Origin of the sequence: uncultured Nostoc sp. (assembly GCF_964247315.1) — a bacterium.
Lineage (GTDB): Bacteria > Cyanobacteriota > Cyanobacteriia > Cyanobacteriales > Nostocaceae > Nostoc.
Genome location: NZ_CAXTTT010000043.1, coordinates 14,947 through 30,928, shown reverse-complemented (window position 1 = coordinate 30,928; position 15,982 = coordinate 14,947). Strand labels below are relative to the sequence as shown.

General features: G+C 40.9%; 14 protein-coding genes and 1 pseudogene. 9 read left to right on the top strand and 6 right to left on the bottom strand.

Annotated elements, in window-relative coordinates; genetic code table 11:
• The first annotated feature begins 507 nt into the window (after positions 1 to 507).
• On the top strand, positions 508 to 954 hold the full coding sequence (locus ACFE93_RS14745) for an acyl-CoA thioesterase (RefSeq protein ID WP_375473995.1): 447 nt from the start codon (positions 508 to 510) through the stop codon (positions 952 to 954).
• On the opposite strand, the gene ACFE93_RS14740 is transcribed toward ACFE93_RS14745, so the two are convergent.
• From ACFE93_RS14740 to menA, 3 genes are read right to left on the bottom strand one after another with little or no spacing between them, the layout of a single operon-like run.
• On the bottom strand, positions 947 to 2,341 hold the full coding sequence (locus tag ACFE93_RS14740; RefSeq protein WP_375473994.1) for a 2-succinylbenzoate--CoA ligase: 1,395 nt from the start codon (positions 2,339 to 2,341) through the stop codon (positions 947 to 949). The genes ACFE93_RS14745 and ACFE93_RS14740 overlap by 8 nt on opposite strands.
• Positions 2,326 to 3,360, bottom strand: a complete 1,035-nt coding sequence (locus ACFE93_RS14735) for an o-succinylbenzoate synthase (RefSeq protein ID WP_375473993.1) — start codon at positions 3,358 to 3,360, stop codon at positions 2,326 to 2,328. Before ACFE93_RS14735 ends, ACFE93_RS14740 begins: the two co-directional genes overlap by 16 nt.
• A gap of 55 nt (positions 3,361 to 3,415) precedes the next feature.
• On the bottom strand, positions 3,416 to 4,312 hold the full coding sequence (gene menA / locus ACFE93_RS14730) for a 2-carboxy-1,4-naphthoquinone phytyltransferase (protein ID WP_375473992.1): 897 nt from the start codon (positions 4,310 to 4,312) through the stop codon (positions 3,416 to 3,418).
• A gap of 310 nt (positions 4,313 to 4,622) precedes the next feature.
• Here menA and ACFE93_RS14725 point away from each other — a divergent pair, with 310 nt between their 5' ends.
• The 5 genes and pseudogenes from ACFE93_RS14725 to ACFE93_RS14705 all read left to right on the top strand — a co-directional run bounded on the left by ACFE93_RS14725 (position 4,623) and on the right by ACFE93_RS14705 (position 7,309).
• The gene (locus tag ACFE93_RS14725) at positions 4,623 to 6,038 is read left to right on the top strand and encodes an isochorismate synthase MenF (protein ID WP_375473991.1); all 1,416 of its coding nucleotides are present in this window, start codon (positions 4,623 to 4,625) and stop codon (positions 6,036 to 6,038) included.
• Between the two features lie 19 nt (positions 6,039 to 6,057).
• Positions 6,058 to 6,474, top strand: coding sequence for an element excision factor XisH family protein (locus ACFE93_RS14720; RefSeq protein WP_375473990.1), 417 nt, complete (start codon positions 6,058 to 6,060; stop codon positions 6,472 to 6,474).
• Entirely contained in the window at positions 6,462 to 6,797 is a 336-nt protein-coding gene (locus ACFE93_RS14715) for a XisI protein (RefSeq protein WP_375473989.1), read from the top strand. Before ACFE93_RS14720 ends, ACFE93_RS14715 begins: the two co-directional genes overlap by 13 nt.
• 11 nt (positions 6,798 to 6,808) lie before the next feature.
• Positions 6,809 to 6,922 (top strand): annotated as a pseudogene (locus ACFE93_RS14710) (chorismate-binding protein); the annotation flags it as partial.
• A 150-nt stretch (positions 6,923 to 7,072) separates the two neighbouring features.
• Positions 7,073 to 7,309 carry a hypothetical protein gene (locus tag ACFE93_RS14705; protein WP_375473988.1) on the top strand — a complete coding sequence of 79 codons (237 nt, stop codon included), beginning with the start codon at positions 7,073 to 7,075 and terminating at the stop codon, positions 7,307 to 7,309.
• 20 nt (positions 7,310 to 7,329) lie between these two features.
• On the opposite strand, the gene ACFE93_RS14700 is transcribed toward ACFE93_RS14705, so the two are convergent.
• Positions 7,330 to 8,310: an L-lactate dehydrogenase gene (locus ACFE93_RS14700; RefSeq protein WP_375473987.1), complete on the bottom strand. Its 981-nt coding sequence runs from the start codon at positions 8,308 to 8,310 to the stop codon at positions 7,330 to 7,332.
• A gap of 450 nt (positions 8,311 to 8,760) precedes the next feature.
• Here ACFE93_RS14700 and ACFE93_RS14695 point away from each other — a divergent pair, with 450 nt between their 5' ends.
• The gene (locus ACFE93_RS14695) at positions 8,761 to 9,270 is read left to right on the top strand and encodes a GNAT family N-acetyltransferase (protein WP_375473986.1); all 510 of its coding nucleotides are present in this window, start codon (positions 8,761 to 8,763) and stop codon (positions 9,268 to 9,270) included.
• 63 nt (positions 9,271 to 9,333) lie between these two features.
• Here ACFE93_RS14695 and ACFE93_RS14690 read toward each other — a convergent pair whose 3' ends face one another.
• Positions 9,334 to 10,641, bottom strand: a complete 1,308-nt coding sequence (locus ACFE93_RS14690) for a glutamate-5-semialdehyde dehydrogenase (RefSeq protein ID WP_375473985.1) — start codon at positions 10,639 to 10,641, stop codon at positions 9,334 to 9,336.
• Positions 10,642 to 11,141: 500 nt separating this feature from the next.
• Here ACFE93_RS14690 and ACFE93_RS14685 point away from each other — a divergent pair, with 500 nt between their 5' ends.
• Positions 11,142 to 13,130 (top strand): M48 family metalloprotease, encoded by a 1,989-nt coding sequence (locus ACFE93_RS14685; RefSeq protein ID WP_375473984.1) that lies wholly within the window; start codon positions 11,142 to 11,144, stop codon positions 13,128 to 13,130.
• Positions 13,131 to 13,251: 121 nt separating this feature from the next.
• Positions 13,252 to 13,497 carry a hypothetical protein gene (locus ACFE93_RS14680; RefSeq protein ID WP_375473983.1) on the top strand — a complete coding sequence of 82 codons (246 nt, stop codon included), beginning with the start codon at positions 13,252 to 13,254 and terminating at the stop codon, positions 13,495 to 13,497.
• Here the strand turns inward: ACFE93_RS14680 and ACFE93_RS14675 are convergent.
• Positions 13,494 to 15,788, bottom strand: coding sequence for an ATP-binding protein (locus ACFE93_RS14675; protein WP_375473982.1), 2,295 nt, complete (start codon positions 15,786 to 15,788; stop codon positions 13,494 to 13,496). The two genes, ACFE93_RS14680 and ACFE93_RS14675, sit on opposite strands and share 4 nt — an antisense overlap.
• Between the last annotated feature and the right edge of the window lie 194 nt (positions 15,789 to 15,982).

Genomic DNA, 15,982 nt, shown 5'->3' with positions numbered 1-15,982 from the left:
CAGACCTGTTTTACATTGAGTGTGGCAACATCATTTGGAAGTATGTCCGCGCCAGACTTTATGCTGTTGCTGATGTGCCAGCAGATTTAGCAACTCAAAAGCTTCCCGTTGCGTGTTGTCTCCACAGCTGACTTGATGGCGGATGCAAGTTGCGATCGCCTTAAATTATGGAATCTCCGCCTACGATGGCTCTTATGTTGCACTTTCACAGCAGGTAGGTGCTACTTTGCTAACTCTCGACGTTGAGCTGGTAAAGGCAATAGCCGCTTCGTCTTACAATGTTTCCTCGTTTAATGATTTCGAGGTTCCGCCGTTAGAGTCAATGTAGAAACGATCGCCTTTCCTGACCATATATTCAACCCCAAAGCATTGGATAAGGCTAAACAAATCGATACAAACTTAGAATTGGGGAAATTGAATTTTTATTACCGACTTACTTAGTTGCAATAAAATTAGTTTGTAAAGCAGGGGATAAACCTGCTGTTTTTTAATATTCAATTGTCAAAAATGCCTTTTACTCATAACCGCACGGTTCGCTTTCAAGATACTGATGCTGCTGGGGTAGTTTATTTTGCTAACGTTTTGGGTATTTGCCATGAGGTTTATGAAGAATCTTTAGAAGCATCAAGTATTAATCTCAAAGATTTTTTTACTAATCCGTCTGTAGCTTTCCCCATTGTTCATACTAGTGTCGATTTTTTGCGCCCTATGTTTGTAGGGGACAAGTTGCTAATTACTTTAATACCTCAAAAACTAGGTGTTGATAAGTTTGAAATTACTTACGAAATTACGGTGGCTGAGGTGGTAGTTGCTAAAGCTATTACTAGGCATGTTTGTATTGATGCAAGTAGTAGAACTAAGCAGGAATTACCTGATGAGATAATCCAGTGGCTGGAAACGAACCGCAGAGACGCAGAGGGCGCAGAGAGAAGAAAGTCGAGAGAGATTATGTAATCGAATTTTGGAGGAATTCTGTGGCTATTTGCTGTAGCTGTTGGCGATTAATTTTACCTTGAGAGTTACGGGGTAAGTTTTGCTGGGGAATCCAATATTTAGGGATTTTAAATTTGCTGAGTTTATCTTTGAGTAAGGTTTGGATTTTTGAGGCAGAGGTATCTGATTTTTTGGGAATGTAAATCGCTGTTAATGCTTGTCCCCACTGTTTATCTGGGATGCCGATGACACAAATATCGGCAACCATTTGAGTTGCTTGTATAGCTGATTCAATCTCTGTTGGGTAAATATTTTCTCCACCTGTAATAATTTTATCGCTGTTACGTCCGACTATATTTAAATGACCTTGATCATCTAAAAAACCTAAATCATCTACTTGGAAATTATCTTGATTTTCTCTGGTTATCGGATAGTAACCAAGAGCTAGAGATTGAGCATAGATAGCGATGTTTCCTATTTGATTGGAATTTAAAATCTCGCCTTGCTGATTGCGAATAGTTACTTTTGCATGGGGAAGAATTTGACCACTGCTCATTTTACCGCTCAGAAAATCATCTGGTTTGAGGGTAGAAATTTGAGAGGCGGTTTCTGTGATGCCATAGGTTGGTGCTAACCGGATATGATGAAATCTGGCTTTTTCTAGTAGTTCGCTCCATGCTGGGGCACCTCCCAAAAGTACAGTATTAAATTGGGATAGCCATTCAGTTAATTCGGGATTTTCCAAGAGGCGTTGTAACTGTGTTGGTACTAAAGATATGAAAAATTCTGATTTTTTAATATTCAATATTTGACCTGTTTCTATTGCTTTGAATGGTTGAATAGCCAGTTTACCTCCGGTGGTGAAAGAGCGCATAAATTGCATTAAACCGCTAACGTGATGTAGTGGTAAGACACAAAATGAATTGACTTGCTTTAGTTGAAAGTATTTTGTAAATCCTTGTACTGATGCTGTGAGAGTTTCCCATGTATGGATGGCAAATTTAATCTGCCCTGATGAACCACCTGTGGGAATCATAATTTTTGGACATGGGACATTGGGCATTGGGCATTGGTAATTATTCCCATTCCCTATTCCCCATTCCGTATTCCCTATTCCCCAAATAATATCTGGTTTTACTAAATCAAAGACTTGTTGCCATTCTTGTATTCCCCAATCGGGGTTACAAAGAAAAATTGGACAATTCGCTGCACAAGCGGCAATAAAACTTGCTAAAAATCGTAATGGTTCGCGTTCGGCTAAGATAATTTTTGGTGGTGTTCCACACGTTGATAGTTCTGTTAGTTCTAAATATAGTTCTTGAGCTATTTGATTAAATGGATGGCTGTTATAACCGATAAGCCAATCATCCCGATCCAGGTTATTAAGACAGTCTAAAGGTCGTTCCATAAACTTTCAAACCACGTTTCTTCTTGTTCAAAAAAATGGTCGATACCAAAACCAATTGCTCTATTGTTTTGGGATAATTCGGCTGCTAGTTTGAGTGCTGCAAGTCTAGCGATCGCAGTTTCAAATACTGATGAAAATACAGCATCAATTTTATGCTGTTGGCAAAACTTTCTCAGACGAGATGGCGATCCCACTATACCAGGCTTGATCACAAAAATCCCTCGCCAACCTTGTTGATGACAAGCAGCAAGTTGCCCAAGTGTGGCGACAGATTCATCTAAGGCGATCGCAGTTTCATAACTCGTACTCAATTCCAACATCTGCTGAAATTGTTCAACGGGTAGCGGTTGTTCGATAAATTCAATTTCTAGGGCTAGTTCTCCATTTACCTTGAGATTGTCGCAAGTCCATAGCCATAAGTTTGCTTCTTCATAGCTGAGTCCACCGTTGGCATCTAATCGCAGTTTGGTAAAGGCTGGTAAGGTGTGTATCAATAACTCAAAAATTTTTAGTTCATCAGCGATCGCATCCACACCAATTTTCCACTTAAACGTGCGATATCCGTGCTGCCACAACGTTTCCCATTGATTTAAAGCTGCTTCCCCGGCTGGCAATAAGGCACTATAAGATTGGGTATGGGGCATTGGGCATGGGGGAGCCAGTCTTGTGGGCGGCTTTGCCGACTTGAGAGAACTGGCGTCATTGGGCATGGAAAATAATTCACTCTCCCACGCTGACTCAAAGCCAAATTGACAAGCTGGTAACTCATCTGGAATGGAGAAAATTATCTCGTCTGTGATTTCTCGTGGAAGTTGGCGACAAAAATCTAAAGCTTGTTCTAGGGTTTCGGAACCAAACCAGCTAATGGGGGCGATTTCTCCCCAGCCAAGTTTACCTGATTCATCGGTAAGGCGGAGAATAATACCTTCACGAATATTCCAATTCCCGTGATTAGTAGTAAGCGATCGCAAAAATCTTCGCTGATAAGGACGAAATTCAAATCTGTAATCATTAGTCATTTGTCATTAGTCATTTGTCATTCTTCCTCTGCTCCAATGCCCCATGCCCAATGCCCTAAATCATAAATCCCAATCCCAACAGCAAGCAAGCCCAGAAATGCACAGCTACGGCGATGAATTTACAGTTACTAACTCTGTCGGGGTAGTTGTGATTTTCTTGAACGTGGCGGCATAATTTGAAAGCAAAGGGTAAACTCACCCAACTTAATAACGTCCAAGCTGGAGAAATTCCCAATAGCACAAATAGTAAGGTGAGCGGATAAATGCTACCAGTAAACCAAACTAGGAGTTGAGCGCCTTTTTGGGTTCCGAGACGAACGATAGGCGATCGCTTGCCTGCGGCTATGTCATCCTTAACTTGGTGAAAGTGTGAGCAAAACAAAATTAAGGTTGTGGCAATTCCGACAATCACTGAGGCTGCTAAACTTGTCATTGACCAAGTTTGGGTTTGGCTATAATATGCTGCCTCCACTGCTAAGGGGCCAAAGGCAAAAAAACAAATAATCTCGCCTAAACCCTGATATCCTAAGCGAAAGGGAGGCCCTTGGTACGTGTAGCCTAAACCGCAGCACAGCAGTATTATACCGATAACAGTTAGGTCTTGTTGCCAAAAGGCGATCGCTAGTATGCCCAGCAACCCTAAACCTAAACACAAATTTCCTATCCAAAATATTAATGGCTTATTGCCTGTTAAGTTCACCAGAGAATGGTGCTTATTTTGATCGATACCTGTTTCAGAATCAAACACATCATTACTGATATTTTCCCAGGCAAGAATTAAGATTGCCGCAGCTATAAAAGTAGAAAATACTACACCATTGAAAACTTTAGTTTCGGCAAATGCTACTGCTGTTCCTACCCAAATGGGCATAATCGCAACGCTATACATTGGCGGTTTAATCGCTGCCATCCATAACTTAGTGTTGGGATAAAAAATTTGCTTGGTAGTCATTAGTTGTGATTAATTAAATTACCGGAATATTACTCACACTTGAGATTTTATGATTTAAAGAGACGCCAGATATGGGTGATATACAAACAACTGTCACTTTTACTATGGCTTGTTAACTTTGTGTTGTTAACACTCACCCTCACGTTGCAGTTTCAGGATGAAACTGTCTTATCATAGTCTGAGAACACCACAAATAAAGCAAACCCTACGCTGGTGAAATGGCAACTTAATATGTTACCTGTAAAAATACGACCACGATTAATTACACTTTAGGAAGTTAACTTAAAAAAAATTTACTATCGTTAAATCCATGACAGTTTTACCATGTCGTAGCAACTTCTTTGTAGAGCACAAAGATTTATATCAATTTCTGGTAGCAGTGCAAGAAAAGTGCGTCAAAAATGATTGCAAACAAATTGTCAGTATCTCCCAAGAAATTGATTTAGTTGACCCTTTACTTGTATTGGATAAACTTACACAAGCAAATGAAATAAATTTTTACTTTGAGGACAGAGTTAAAGGAGAAGCGATCGCAGCAATTGATGCTGTAGCAAAATTACACATTGATGGCTCAGACCGTTTTAGTCAAGCGGAATATTTTATCAAATCTTGTCTAAAAAATATAATTAATTTTGGTAACGCAAACCAATCTTTTTCTGGTCCTCACTTTTTTTGTTATTTCAGCTTTTTTGATAAAAACGCCCAAGTAGATTATCCATTTCCATCTGCTACCATTTTTCTTCCATGTTGGCAAGTAGCCGTAAAAAATCAGCGTTGCATATTAGTAACAAATATAATTATCAATGCAAATGTAAATATTGAAAAATTGTTGGAAAATATCCAAAATAAAATTGAATTTATCCAATCTTTAGAATATTACTCTGCTAATATTGATTACTTCCGAGGAAACTTCTATAAAAAACCTGTAACGAATGCTACCCAATTTAAACGTTCAGTAGTATCTGCTTTAGAAAAAATTCGGTCTAGCCATTTAAACAAAATTGTATTAGCAGATATATTAGATGTAAAGTCAAGCAACCACTTTAGCTTAGTTAAATCATTAAATAATCTTAGACAAAACCATCCTAATTGTTATATTTTTTCTACAAGTAATGGCAAAGGACAAAATTTTATTGGTGCAAGTCCAGAAAGATTAATTAGTATTAATAATCAACAGTTAATCACTGATGCTTTAGCTGGTTCTGCACCACGAGGTAAAACCCCTGCTGAAGATGCAGCTAATGCCAATCGCTTACTAAATAGTGAAAAAGAAAAGCACGAACATTCCCTAGTGCTTGATTTCATTACACAACGCTTATCCCAGTTAGGTTTATTACCGCAAATATTAGCACCACGGCTGCGACAATTATCGAATATCCAGCATTTATGGACACCAATCAGTGCTATGGTTCCCACTGACATACACCCATTAAAGATTGTCGGACAATTGCATCCTACACCAGCCGTTGCAGGTGCAGCACAAGATGTAGCTTGTGCCGAAATTCGTCGTTATGAAAGCTTTGAAAGGGGTTTATATGCTGCACCTTTAGGTTGGATAGATTCTCAGGGGAACTGTGAGTTTATTGTGGGAATTCGTTCAGCATTAATTGATGGCGATCGCGCGAGATTGTATGCTGGTGCTGGTATCGTGGCTGGCTCCGATCCTGACAAAGAGTTTGCAGAGGTGCAGCTTAAACTTCAAGCTTTACTTAAAGCCTTAGTTTAAAGTTAATTACTAATCTTGTATGCCAGCTAAAGATATTTACCACAATTCTGTTAGAAACGCCCTTGAAAAAGAGAGTTGGCATATTACCAACGATCCATTTATCTTAAGATGGGGTGCAAGAGATTTATATATTGATTTAGGTGCTCAAAAGCTAATAGCAGCAGAGAAAAGCGGACAGAAAATAGCAGTAGAAGTTAAAAGCTTTATCGGTGCTTCTCCAGTAACCGATTTAGAAAAGGCTTTGGGACAATATATTTTATACTACGATATTCTCAGTCGCTTAGAACCAGACCGCCGCTTGTATCTTGCTATTCGTCAACAAACATACTCAGAATTGTTCCAAGAACCAATTGGTAAGATATTGATAGAAAATCAGCGTCTTTGTTTACTCGTCTTCGATTCAGAACTAGAGGTGATTCTAAAATGGATACCTTAGATAATTATCGCCAAATAATTGAAAAAATATTAGCCGAATATGCCCAACTTCCCTACGCTCATGGAGAACTAGAAAGACAGCTAATTATTGATGAAAATGCAAACCATTATCTACTACTCACACTTGGCTGGGAAAACAAACAACGGGTACATGGGTGCCTTGTCCACATTGATATTATCAACGATAAAATTTGGATTCAAAGAGATGGTACCGAAGATGGTATTGCTAACGAATTTGTCAGTGTCGGCATTCCTAAAGATCGTATTGTTCTAGCCTTTCAACCTACCGAAGTAAGAAAGTATACTGATTTTGCTATTACATAAATTTTAAATCTGGCGATCGCGCGAGATTGTATGCTGGTGCTGGTATCGTCGCTGGATCTGATCCTGACAAAGAGTTTGCAGAGGTGCAGCTGAAACTTCAAGCTTTACTTAAAGCGTTAGTTTAATGGTTAATTTCTCTGGCTGTTTTTCATAGGGCAGATGTCCGTAATTATTTATTCATACCAAAAGAACTTGCAAAGATACCTACTAAAACCACTCTGGTGTAGTAATTTATGATTATGTTAGGATATTCATCAGGTATTGAAATACTAAATATGAATAAAGCAATTACAGATAGCAGCTTTTTTGAGGAACTTAGTGACGCTGATTCTGCTGTTGTCATTGGTGGAGAAAGCAGTGTAGTCGCTCCTGTTCAGATATCTGGATTTGTCATTTTTGAACCAAGCTTTGTAGAAACTACTGTTGCGCTCCCTTCTATAGAAACTACTGTTCCGCTTCCTGGAGTCACAGTTGATATGCTTAAGGAATGGGCTTCAGAGACAGCCTCTTAGACAGACTATATGAGTTGATTTTAATTATCCAAAGAATTGTAGGCTTCATTCAGTTTGGTGGCTGACTCTTCTAATAAGCGTTGTTCATCAGGATTTCTTGGTAACACCAGTTGGCGCTCAATACCTTGGGAGCTAATGATACATGGAAGTCCAAGAACAACTTCACTACCAACTCCATAGTTAGAATCTGCTCTCACTGATACTGGAAATATCTGCTTTTCATCTCGCAAGATGGTATCAACTAACTGACAAACTACTGTTGAGATGCCATAGCTAGTATTTCCTTTACGTTCAGAAATGTTATAGCCTCGCCTACGGGTTAACTCTGCGTACTCTTCCTGAATTTGTTCCAGCGTTGCTCCTTGTGGGATAGGAAATTCAGTTAACGCGATTACCCCAATAAATGCACTAGACCAAACGATAAATTCACTGTCTCCATGCTCTCCAATCACATAAACATGAACGTCTTGTTTATTAACGTTCAGTCGCTTACCAAGTTGATATCTCAGTCTAGCAGTATCAAGAACGGTTCCCGAACCAAAAATTAGGTTTTCTGCTCTTGTAGAATTGGCGATCGCAATCCGCGTGAGTACATCCACTGGATTGCTAACAATAAGTATGATTGAATTCGGTGCAACTCGATCCAATTCTTTTATTGTTGAACGCATGATCTCTGCATTATCGCTCAATATATCTAATCGGCTTTGTCCTTCTTTTTGCTGCACCCCAACAGTCACGACAATCACATCAGAATCAGCTAAATCTTCATACCGATCTGACGCTATAATTTCCATCTCTTGAAGTAGAGGAATAGTGTCTTCAATATCCCATGCTTGCCCCTCAGCTTTTGATAAGGTTCGGTCAAAAAGGACGACTGTTACACATTTACCGAGTAGCGCTAAAGCATTTGCTACGTTTGCACCCACATTTCCTGCACCAATGACACCGACTTTAGATGTTTTACTACTCATGCCAAATCTATTTTTTTGTAACTGGGCCAATAGGTTAATGTTAACTCCAGAACTAACCCTTTCGAGTCAAGATTCTTGAAGCGATCGCTTCATCTCAAAGATTTGATGTATTGACGCAAGACAGAATTGATCAGTGTTTTGTGTTCAACGCCCTGGAATTGAAACCAAGCTATGATTCTGGATCAATCTGAATTAAGTTTTGTGCTTGAGTTCCTGGCAATCTCAAGATTGCCTTCTCGAAAAACTTATCGTTTAATAATGGAATATTCAGAATAATCAACATCGTCATTTGACATTAATTCCAATCCTTCCCAATTAAGATATGAGATATTGTTTAAATCGTTGGTACTCATTATATAGCAAAGTGCTGAGTGCTGAGTGCTGAGTAAAAACCCAGTTTTGTCAAGCCTTTGAGCGTTCAACACTGTCCTAACATTGGTGACTACGGCTATATTTTAGTTTCAGTATCGTAGATACTTTATGAAAATCGAAGTGGTAAAAGCTACTCAACAACAGAAGTCAGTGCTGTGTAATTTAATGGAATTATACCAGTATGACCTGAGTGAAATAGAAGCTAAAGATGTAGATACCTGCGGCTTGTTTGGTTATCGATATCTTGATTACTATTGGACAGAACCTGAGCGACACCCATTTCTAGTTAAAGTTGATGATCAACTGGCAGGGTTTGTACTTATTAATCAGTACACTTACCTTTATCGAGATAACGATGCTAGGTCTATTGCTGAGTTCTTTATCCTCAGAAGATATCGAAGTCAGGGCATTGGTGAACAGGTAGCTACTCACATTTTTGACCAGTTTCCTGGCAGTTGGGAGGTACGGCAGACTGCTTTTAACTTAGGTGGACAAGCCTTTTGGAGCAAGGTAATTAGTCAATACACTAATGGAGCCTTTGACGAGGTTTTTTTAAATGATCACCGATGGCATGGCCCAATTAAAATTTTTGACAACTCAGAAAAACTATTAATATAAAAAATACACCGATTTACCCAGTGTATTTTTAGCGTTACTAAAGTCCATAATTGGGAGAATCTTTTACACTAAATCCCGATGAATAAAAGCTTTAGCATTCGCTCCGGTGTAAGTAGCTACAATATGACCATCGCCAGTCATTTGATATTTGTATGTCACCAATCCTTCTAGACCAACGGGGCCGCGGGGAGGCATTTGTTGCGTACTAATTCCTACTTCTGCACCGAAACCATAGCGGAAACCATCAGCAAATCGGGTAGAACAATTGTGGAATATATTAGCTGAATTTATTAGTCCAAAGAAAGTTTCCACAGATGCTGGATCTTCAGAGATAATGGCATCGGTATGACGAGAACCATATTCGTTAATATGAGCGATCGCATCTTCTATTGAGTCTACAATCTTGATCGACAAAATAAAATCACTATATTCTGTTTCCCAGTCGGTTTCTGTTGCAGTTTCAATCTCAGGCAAAATTTCTAATGTGCGTTTATCACCTCTTAATTCCACATGGCGTTCTTGCAAAGCCTTAGCAACTTTCGGTAAAAATTCTCTAGCAATTGATTGGTGAACTAGCAAAGTTTCAATCGCATTACAAACAGCAGGATATTGGGTTTTGGCATCGACGGTAATCGGAACTGCTTTAGAAATCTCGGCGGCTTTATCTATATAGAGATGACAAATTCCGTCAGCGTGACCTAGTACCGGAATGCGCGTATTTTCCTGTACAAATCTGACAAAGGAATTAGAACCTCTAGGAATAATTAAATCTACATATTTATCTAATTTCAAAAGTTCTAGAGTTTCTTCTCTAGTTGTTAGTAACTGCACTGCATCAGGGTTAACAGCAGTTTGAGATAATCCTTGTTTAATTGCCTTAACTATCGCTTCACAAGAACGCACCGCTTCCTTTCCACATTTGAGGATTACACCATTTCCCGATTTGATTGCTAAGGAAACAATTTGAATCGCCGCTTCTGGACGGGCTTCAAAAATAATCCCCAAAACACCTAAAGGACAGGTGATGCGCTTCAGAACTAAGCCAGTGTCAAGTTCTCGGTGAATCTGGACTTTACTAATTGGATCGGCTAGCTTACCAACATCTTGTACCCCAGCGATCGCATCTCTTAATTTATGTTCATCCAACTGCAACCGCTTATAAAGTGGTTGGGGAATTCCTTCAGCAGTCGCAGCTTTACAATCAGCAACATTTGCTTGTAAAATTTCATCTCTAGCTGATTCTAAAGCTTGAGCGATCGCCACAAGTGCTTGATTTTTTGCCTCAGTGGAGAGAATCGCTAGCTTACTTGCAGCTTGGCGGGTTTGTCCGGCGATCGTAATTAAGGGAGAAGCAATATTAAGAATAGTCATAGTACAAATCTTTACTTTCTCTTCATCTTATCAATTTGAGGTTATGTTCATCATTCGTCTTCCTCCAATCGGGTGAACCATTTGGGTAATCAATAATTACTCTAATCGGGTGAAGTAAGACTTGGTTCAAAACATTTATTCTCTAAATATCAAACACGGGCAAAGAGGTAGTAAGTTGACAACGGCAAAAATATTATAAGTATTATTATTGAGTTTATCTGAAAATCTTAGAAATGATTTATGCGTTCCACAGGCTAGAGAGACATAGTAATGTATGTTTCTCTAGTCTTTTACTTACAGCAGTTTTCATGTATTTGAACCACACTTCTCGTAGGGGCGCAAGGCCTTACGCCCCTACTGCGTGGTCTATTTACCTGAAAATAGTTGTAAGTAAATATTTTATACTGTCATTATTTAAATTTTTACGAAATTGCAGTGACGATCGCTGAATCTATTTAGTATTGATAGATCAAATACCACTCCTTCACTAGGGAGATCCTATGTCATTGCAATCTGCGTTAGATGCCTTAAACCAAAAACGTTATCAAGAAGCGGTTGAATTACTCGAACAATTCTGCCGCGATTGTGTTGAACACAATTCCTCAGATTATCTTTCAGCACAGATGTGGCTGATCAAAGCCTATCAAGCCATAGGCGAAATCGAAAAAGCCAAGGCCCTGTGTCAAAAGTTAATCATCAGTGAAAATCCACAGGCTCGCAGTTGGGCAGAACAAGCCAGTCAATCCTTCCGTCAAACACCATCTAACACTAGCCAAAAAGCTGGTCGCGCCGCTACGACTGGGATGAAATTAGCGATGGGGGGAGTGGGTGGTAGTTTGGCGTTAGCTTCTGGTGTCACCATGACCTTGTTGTTTGGCATGGTGTTGGCTTTAGGTTTGAGCTTAGTATTTATTTTGGGTAGCGACAACCCACTCCAAGGATTAGCGATCGCTATTGGTATTACCCTAGTTTTTAATATCGCCGCCTTTTTCATATCTCCATTCATCATGGACTTAACCCAAAGCTGGCTTTACCAAACTCGTTGGGTAGAGTTGGCAGAAGTTGAAACCCTCAGTCCAGAGACAGCTAAAGTTATTCGCCAAGTCTGCGAACAGAAAAATCTGAAAACCCCTCGTTTGGGAATTATTAACGACCAAAACCCCACGGCTTTTACTTATGGCTCATTGCCGAACAGCGCTCGTTTAGTTGTCAGTCAGGGACTTTTCACATACCTGGATGACGATGAAATTGCTACCGTCTACGCCCACGAACTGGGGCACATTGTCCACTGGGATTTTGCAGTGATGACAGTAGCTTCTACCTTAGTGCAAATTTGTTACTTGATTTACAGCACAGCTAGAAGATTTGGGCGCGGCGGTGGCGATAGCAAAATCAAAGATGCGATGCAAACTGCTGCCTTAGTTGCCTACGTGTTTTATGTCATCGGTACTTATCTACTGCTGTACCTCTCCCGCACACGAGAATACTTTGCTGACCACTTTGCAGCTGAAAGTACGGGTAATCCCAATGGATTATCCCGCGCTTTAGTGAAGATTGCTTATGGAATATTAGAAGAAGGTTCGCGCACACAAGAACCCAGCCGTTTAATTGAAGGAACTCGCGCCTTGGGTATCTATGACCATAAAGCCGCCGCTTCCACAGGAACCGCCTACCGCATTGCATCCGATACACAAAAAGTTGGTCGTGTCTTTCTGTGGGATATGTTTAACCCTTGGGGCTGGTGGATGGAATTAAATTCCACTCATCCCTTGACAGGAAAACGAGTTCGTGCATTGAGCAACTATGCCGAACAATTGGGTTTACCGACTGAGTTTGATATGGGGCGAGTTATTGGAGAAGGTAAAAGTCTTAATAAAAGTAGACTTTACGGCAACTTCTTTTTAGATGTTGTATTGTACGGCGCTGAAACAATTGGCTTCTTTGTTGGCTTGGTAATGGGTGTGATTCTGTGGTCAAGTTCGCCAAACACAGGTTTAGTATTGGGTGCGCCACTAATTGGCTTAGGGATCGGAATTCTCGTTAAAGCTTTAGTGATGTTTCCTGACTACAAGCAAGCACCAGAAACCGACATTCTTACCCTGATGTCAGACCCTTATGCCAGTCCGTTACGCGGACAACCTGCAAAACTCGAAGGTCAACTTATTGGTCGTGGCGACGCTGGTTATAAATTTGGTTCCGATTTAAAAATTCAAGATCGTAGCGGAATACTTTATCTGCATTACGCCTCACGCTTTGGCCCCATCGGCAATTTTCTGTTTGGGATGAAGCGAGTCCAAAGCTTGATTGGCGAACAAGTTGGGGCTGTGGGTTGGTTCCGTCGGGGTGTTGCGCCTTGGATGGATTTGATTCAACTCCAAAGTGAAAATGGCACTATTGTCAACAGTTACCATCGCTTCTGGTCATTCATCCTTGGCAGTGGATCGCTTATCCTGGGAGTGGTCTTGACTATGTTTTTGAGTCGCAGCTAGCTGAGTTTCTAGGCTGCTGTCAAAGCATTTCGCAGTCCATCTAAGCTTTAATTTGTCAGGAGCTGGTTAGTAGCTGCCTCCGTTTTTTATGAAGGAGGCAGGGGGCAGGACAGTTTCGGCGATGCCTGCGGCGGGCTACGCCAACGCATTTGTTATTTCGGCGATGCCTGCGGCGGGCTACGCCAACGCATTTGTTATTTTGGCATTCGCATTTGCTGTTTTGGCGATGTCTGCGGCGGGCTACGCCAACGCATTTGTTATTTTGGCAATGCCTGCGGCGGGCTACGCCAACGCATTTGCTATTTTGGCGATGCTTGCGGCGGGCTACGCCAACGCATTTGCTACCAAAAGCTTAATTGGGCATTAAACTTGTATGCTACCTTTGGTAAGGTTCTCTACCACTTTCACCAACTCTTCTGGCTCAATTGGCTTGGATAAATGAACTTGGAATCCAGCTTGCAGAGCGAGACTGTGTTCTTCATCTCTAGCAAATGCCGTTAGTGCTACAGCTAGAATCTTCTCCTCTTGCTCTGCTTCCTGTGCCCGCACTTTCCGAATCAGGGAATAACCATCCTCATCTGGCATTCCAATATCACTGACTAGAACATCTGGTTTTAATCGTTCTAGTGCTTCTAGAGCTTCACCTACTGAGTTAACTGCCGTCACCTGCGCTCCAGACTGTTCAAGAATGAAGGCAATTAACTCACGCGTATCGGCATTGTCATCGACAACGAGTATTTGCAAGCCGTTGAGTACTGAGAAGTTATCGACTTTTACTTCACTCTCTTTAATTAAAAGCTCTGGTTGTGGTTCTACTAGAGGCAACAACACTGTAAATATTGCTCCTTGTTCTTCCCCTTCGCTAACTGCGTAGACTGTGCCTGAGTGCATTTCTACTAAGTGGTGTACAATTGCTAGCCCCAACCCCAAACCATTGTCTGCTCTAGTAGTTGTGCTATCAGCTTGACGGAAGCGCTCAAAGATATAAGGTAGAAAGTCAGCATCAATTCCCTTACCTGTGTCAGAGACAGTTATCTGAGCATTTGAGTTTACCTGTTTTAGATATACTTCAACTCGCCCTCCGTTAGGTGTGAACTTGACGGCATTAGAGAGCAAATTCCAGACAACTTGTTGCAGGCGTTCTGTATCACCCATAACTTCACCAACTGAGGAGTCAAGATGAAATTCAACTTGAATATTCTTAATTTCAGATGTGGGATGTACAGCTTCAATTGCCGCCTGAATTACAGCCGCAAGGCCAACTTTACGAATATTTAGGCGAATTTGACCTTGTACAATCCGCGAGACATCCAGGATATCTTCAATCAGTTTTCTTTGAAGTTTGGCATTCCGCTCGATTGTCTCCAATGCCTTAGCAATAGTTGCTTCGTCCCATTTTCGAGTACGTATTAGTTGAACCCAACCCAGCATAGAATTGAGAGGTGTACGAAGTTCGTGGGAAACGATCGCTAAAAACTCTTCCTTGATGCGGTTAGCTTCTTGGGCTTGCTGATAAAGCTGGGCATTTTCAATGGCGAATGCTGCTCGTTGAGCAAGTTCTTCAGCCATTTCTAGGTCTACAGTAGTGTAATGGCGTTCTGGTTGTGCAGACGCAAATAGAATTGTCCCCAGCTTGCGTTCGCGTACTAACAGTGGTACTACCATCTGAGACTTAACTTGGAGTTGGCGCAGCAGACTGAAGTGTTCCTCGTCCGAGGACTTTCTCTGTAATGAAGACTCAACAATCTTTGTAACCAGTTCCGGCTTACCAGTCCGTAAAACTTTCGCCGGGCCATAATCAGCATCAATAGAAATTGGATAGCGTTGTTGGAGTTCTCGGATCAGTGCTTCCTTTGCTGGTTCTGATGCAGCGATAACTGGGTTAGTGAAGATTGCCAAATTCTTTTCGACGACATCCACAATACACCAATCGGCAAGGGTAGGTACTGCTAATTGCGCGACGCTGCTTAGGGTAGTGCGATAATCCAAGGAAGATACTAATACACGACTTGCTTCAGCCAAAAAATTAGAGCGCTTCTCTGCCGCTTGGGCTGCAATTCGGGCGGCTTGCTCATTGGCAAATAACTGCTGGCGCTGCAACTCCAAATGCCTACGCTGACTAATGTCACGCATTAGCCAGCGCAGAGCAACTGGCTGACCTTTTTCGTTACGAACGGTAACTACTGTGAAAGCAACATCAAAACAGGTTTTTTCTCGTGGTTGTAAACACACTTCCCATTCCCCGCCCCAGTCGAGCTGCTGCAACTGAGTTAGGTAATTAAAAAAAGCTTGATGATCTGACTGAGCGATGAAAGTAAGTAGCGGTTTGCCAATCAAAAATCGCTTTAAAACATTGATGTGTATGGTAGCAGCAAGGTTAGCTTCTAAGATAGTGCCGAATGTATCAGTTACCAAGTAACCATCAGGCGCAAAATCAAATAATTCTTGGTAGCGCTGACGCTCCATCTCTACTACGATTCGTGTTGCTTGTAGTTCTTCGGAGGCGATTTTTAGTTCTTCCAAAGTGATTTGAAGTTCTTCAAAAGCTTCTGCTGTTAGCTCTTGTTCTGAATACATCTCACTTGCAGGTCTTTGCAGTAATCCCGTCACCCGTGAGCGTAATGTCTCTACTTGTTGACTAAAATCGTCTACATCCATGTTGCTCACTTTGCAAAAACTAAAAAGCGCACGTTAGATAAAATGTCAGGCAAATATAAACCTAGATGTACGCTAAAGGCTGATCTCAAAATTCTTACTCAAAAGATAGAGGTTTGTCTTGCCAACGCGAGTTCTAGAAAGTGAATTATACACAATATATTTGTCTTTACCTGTGACTCTATATCTTAAAACAA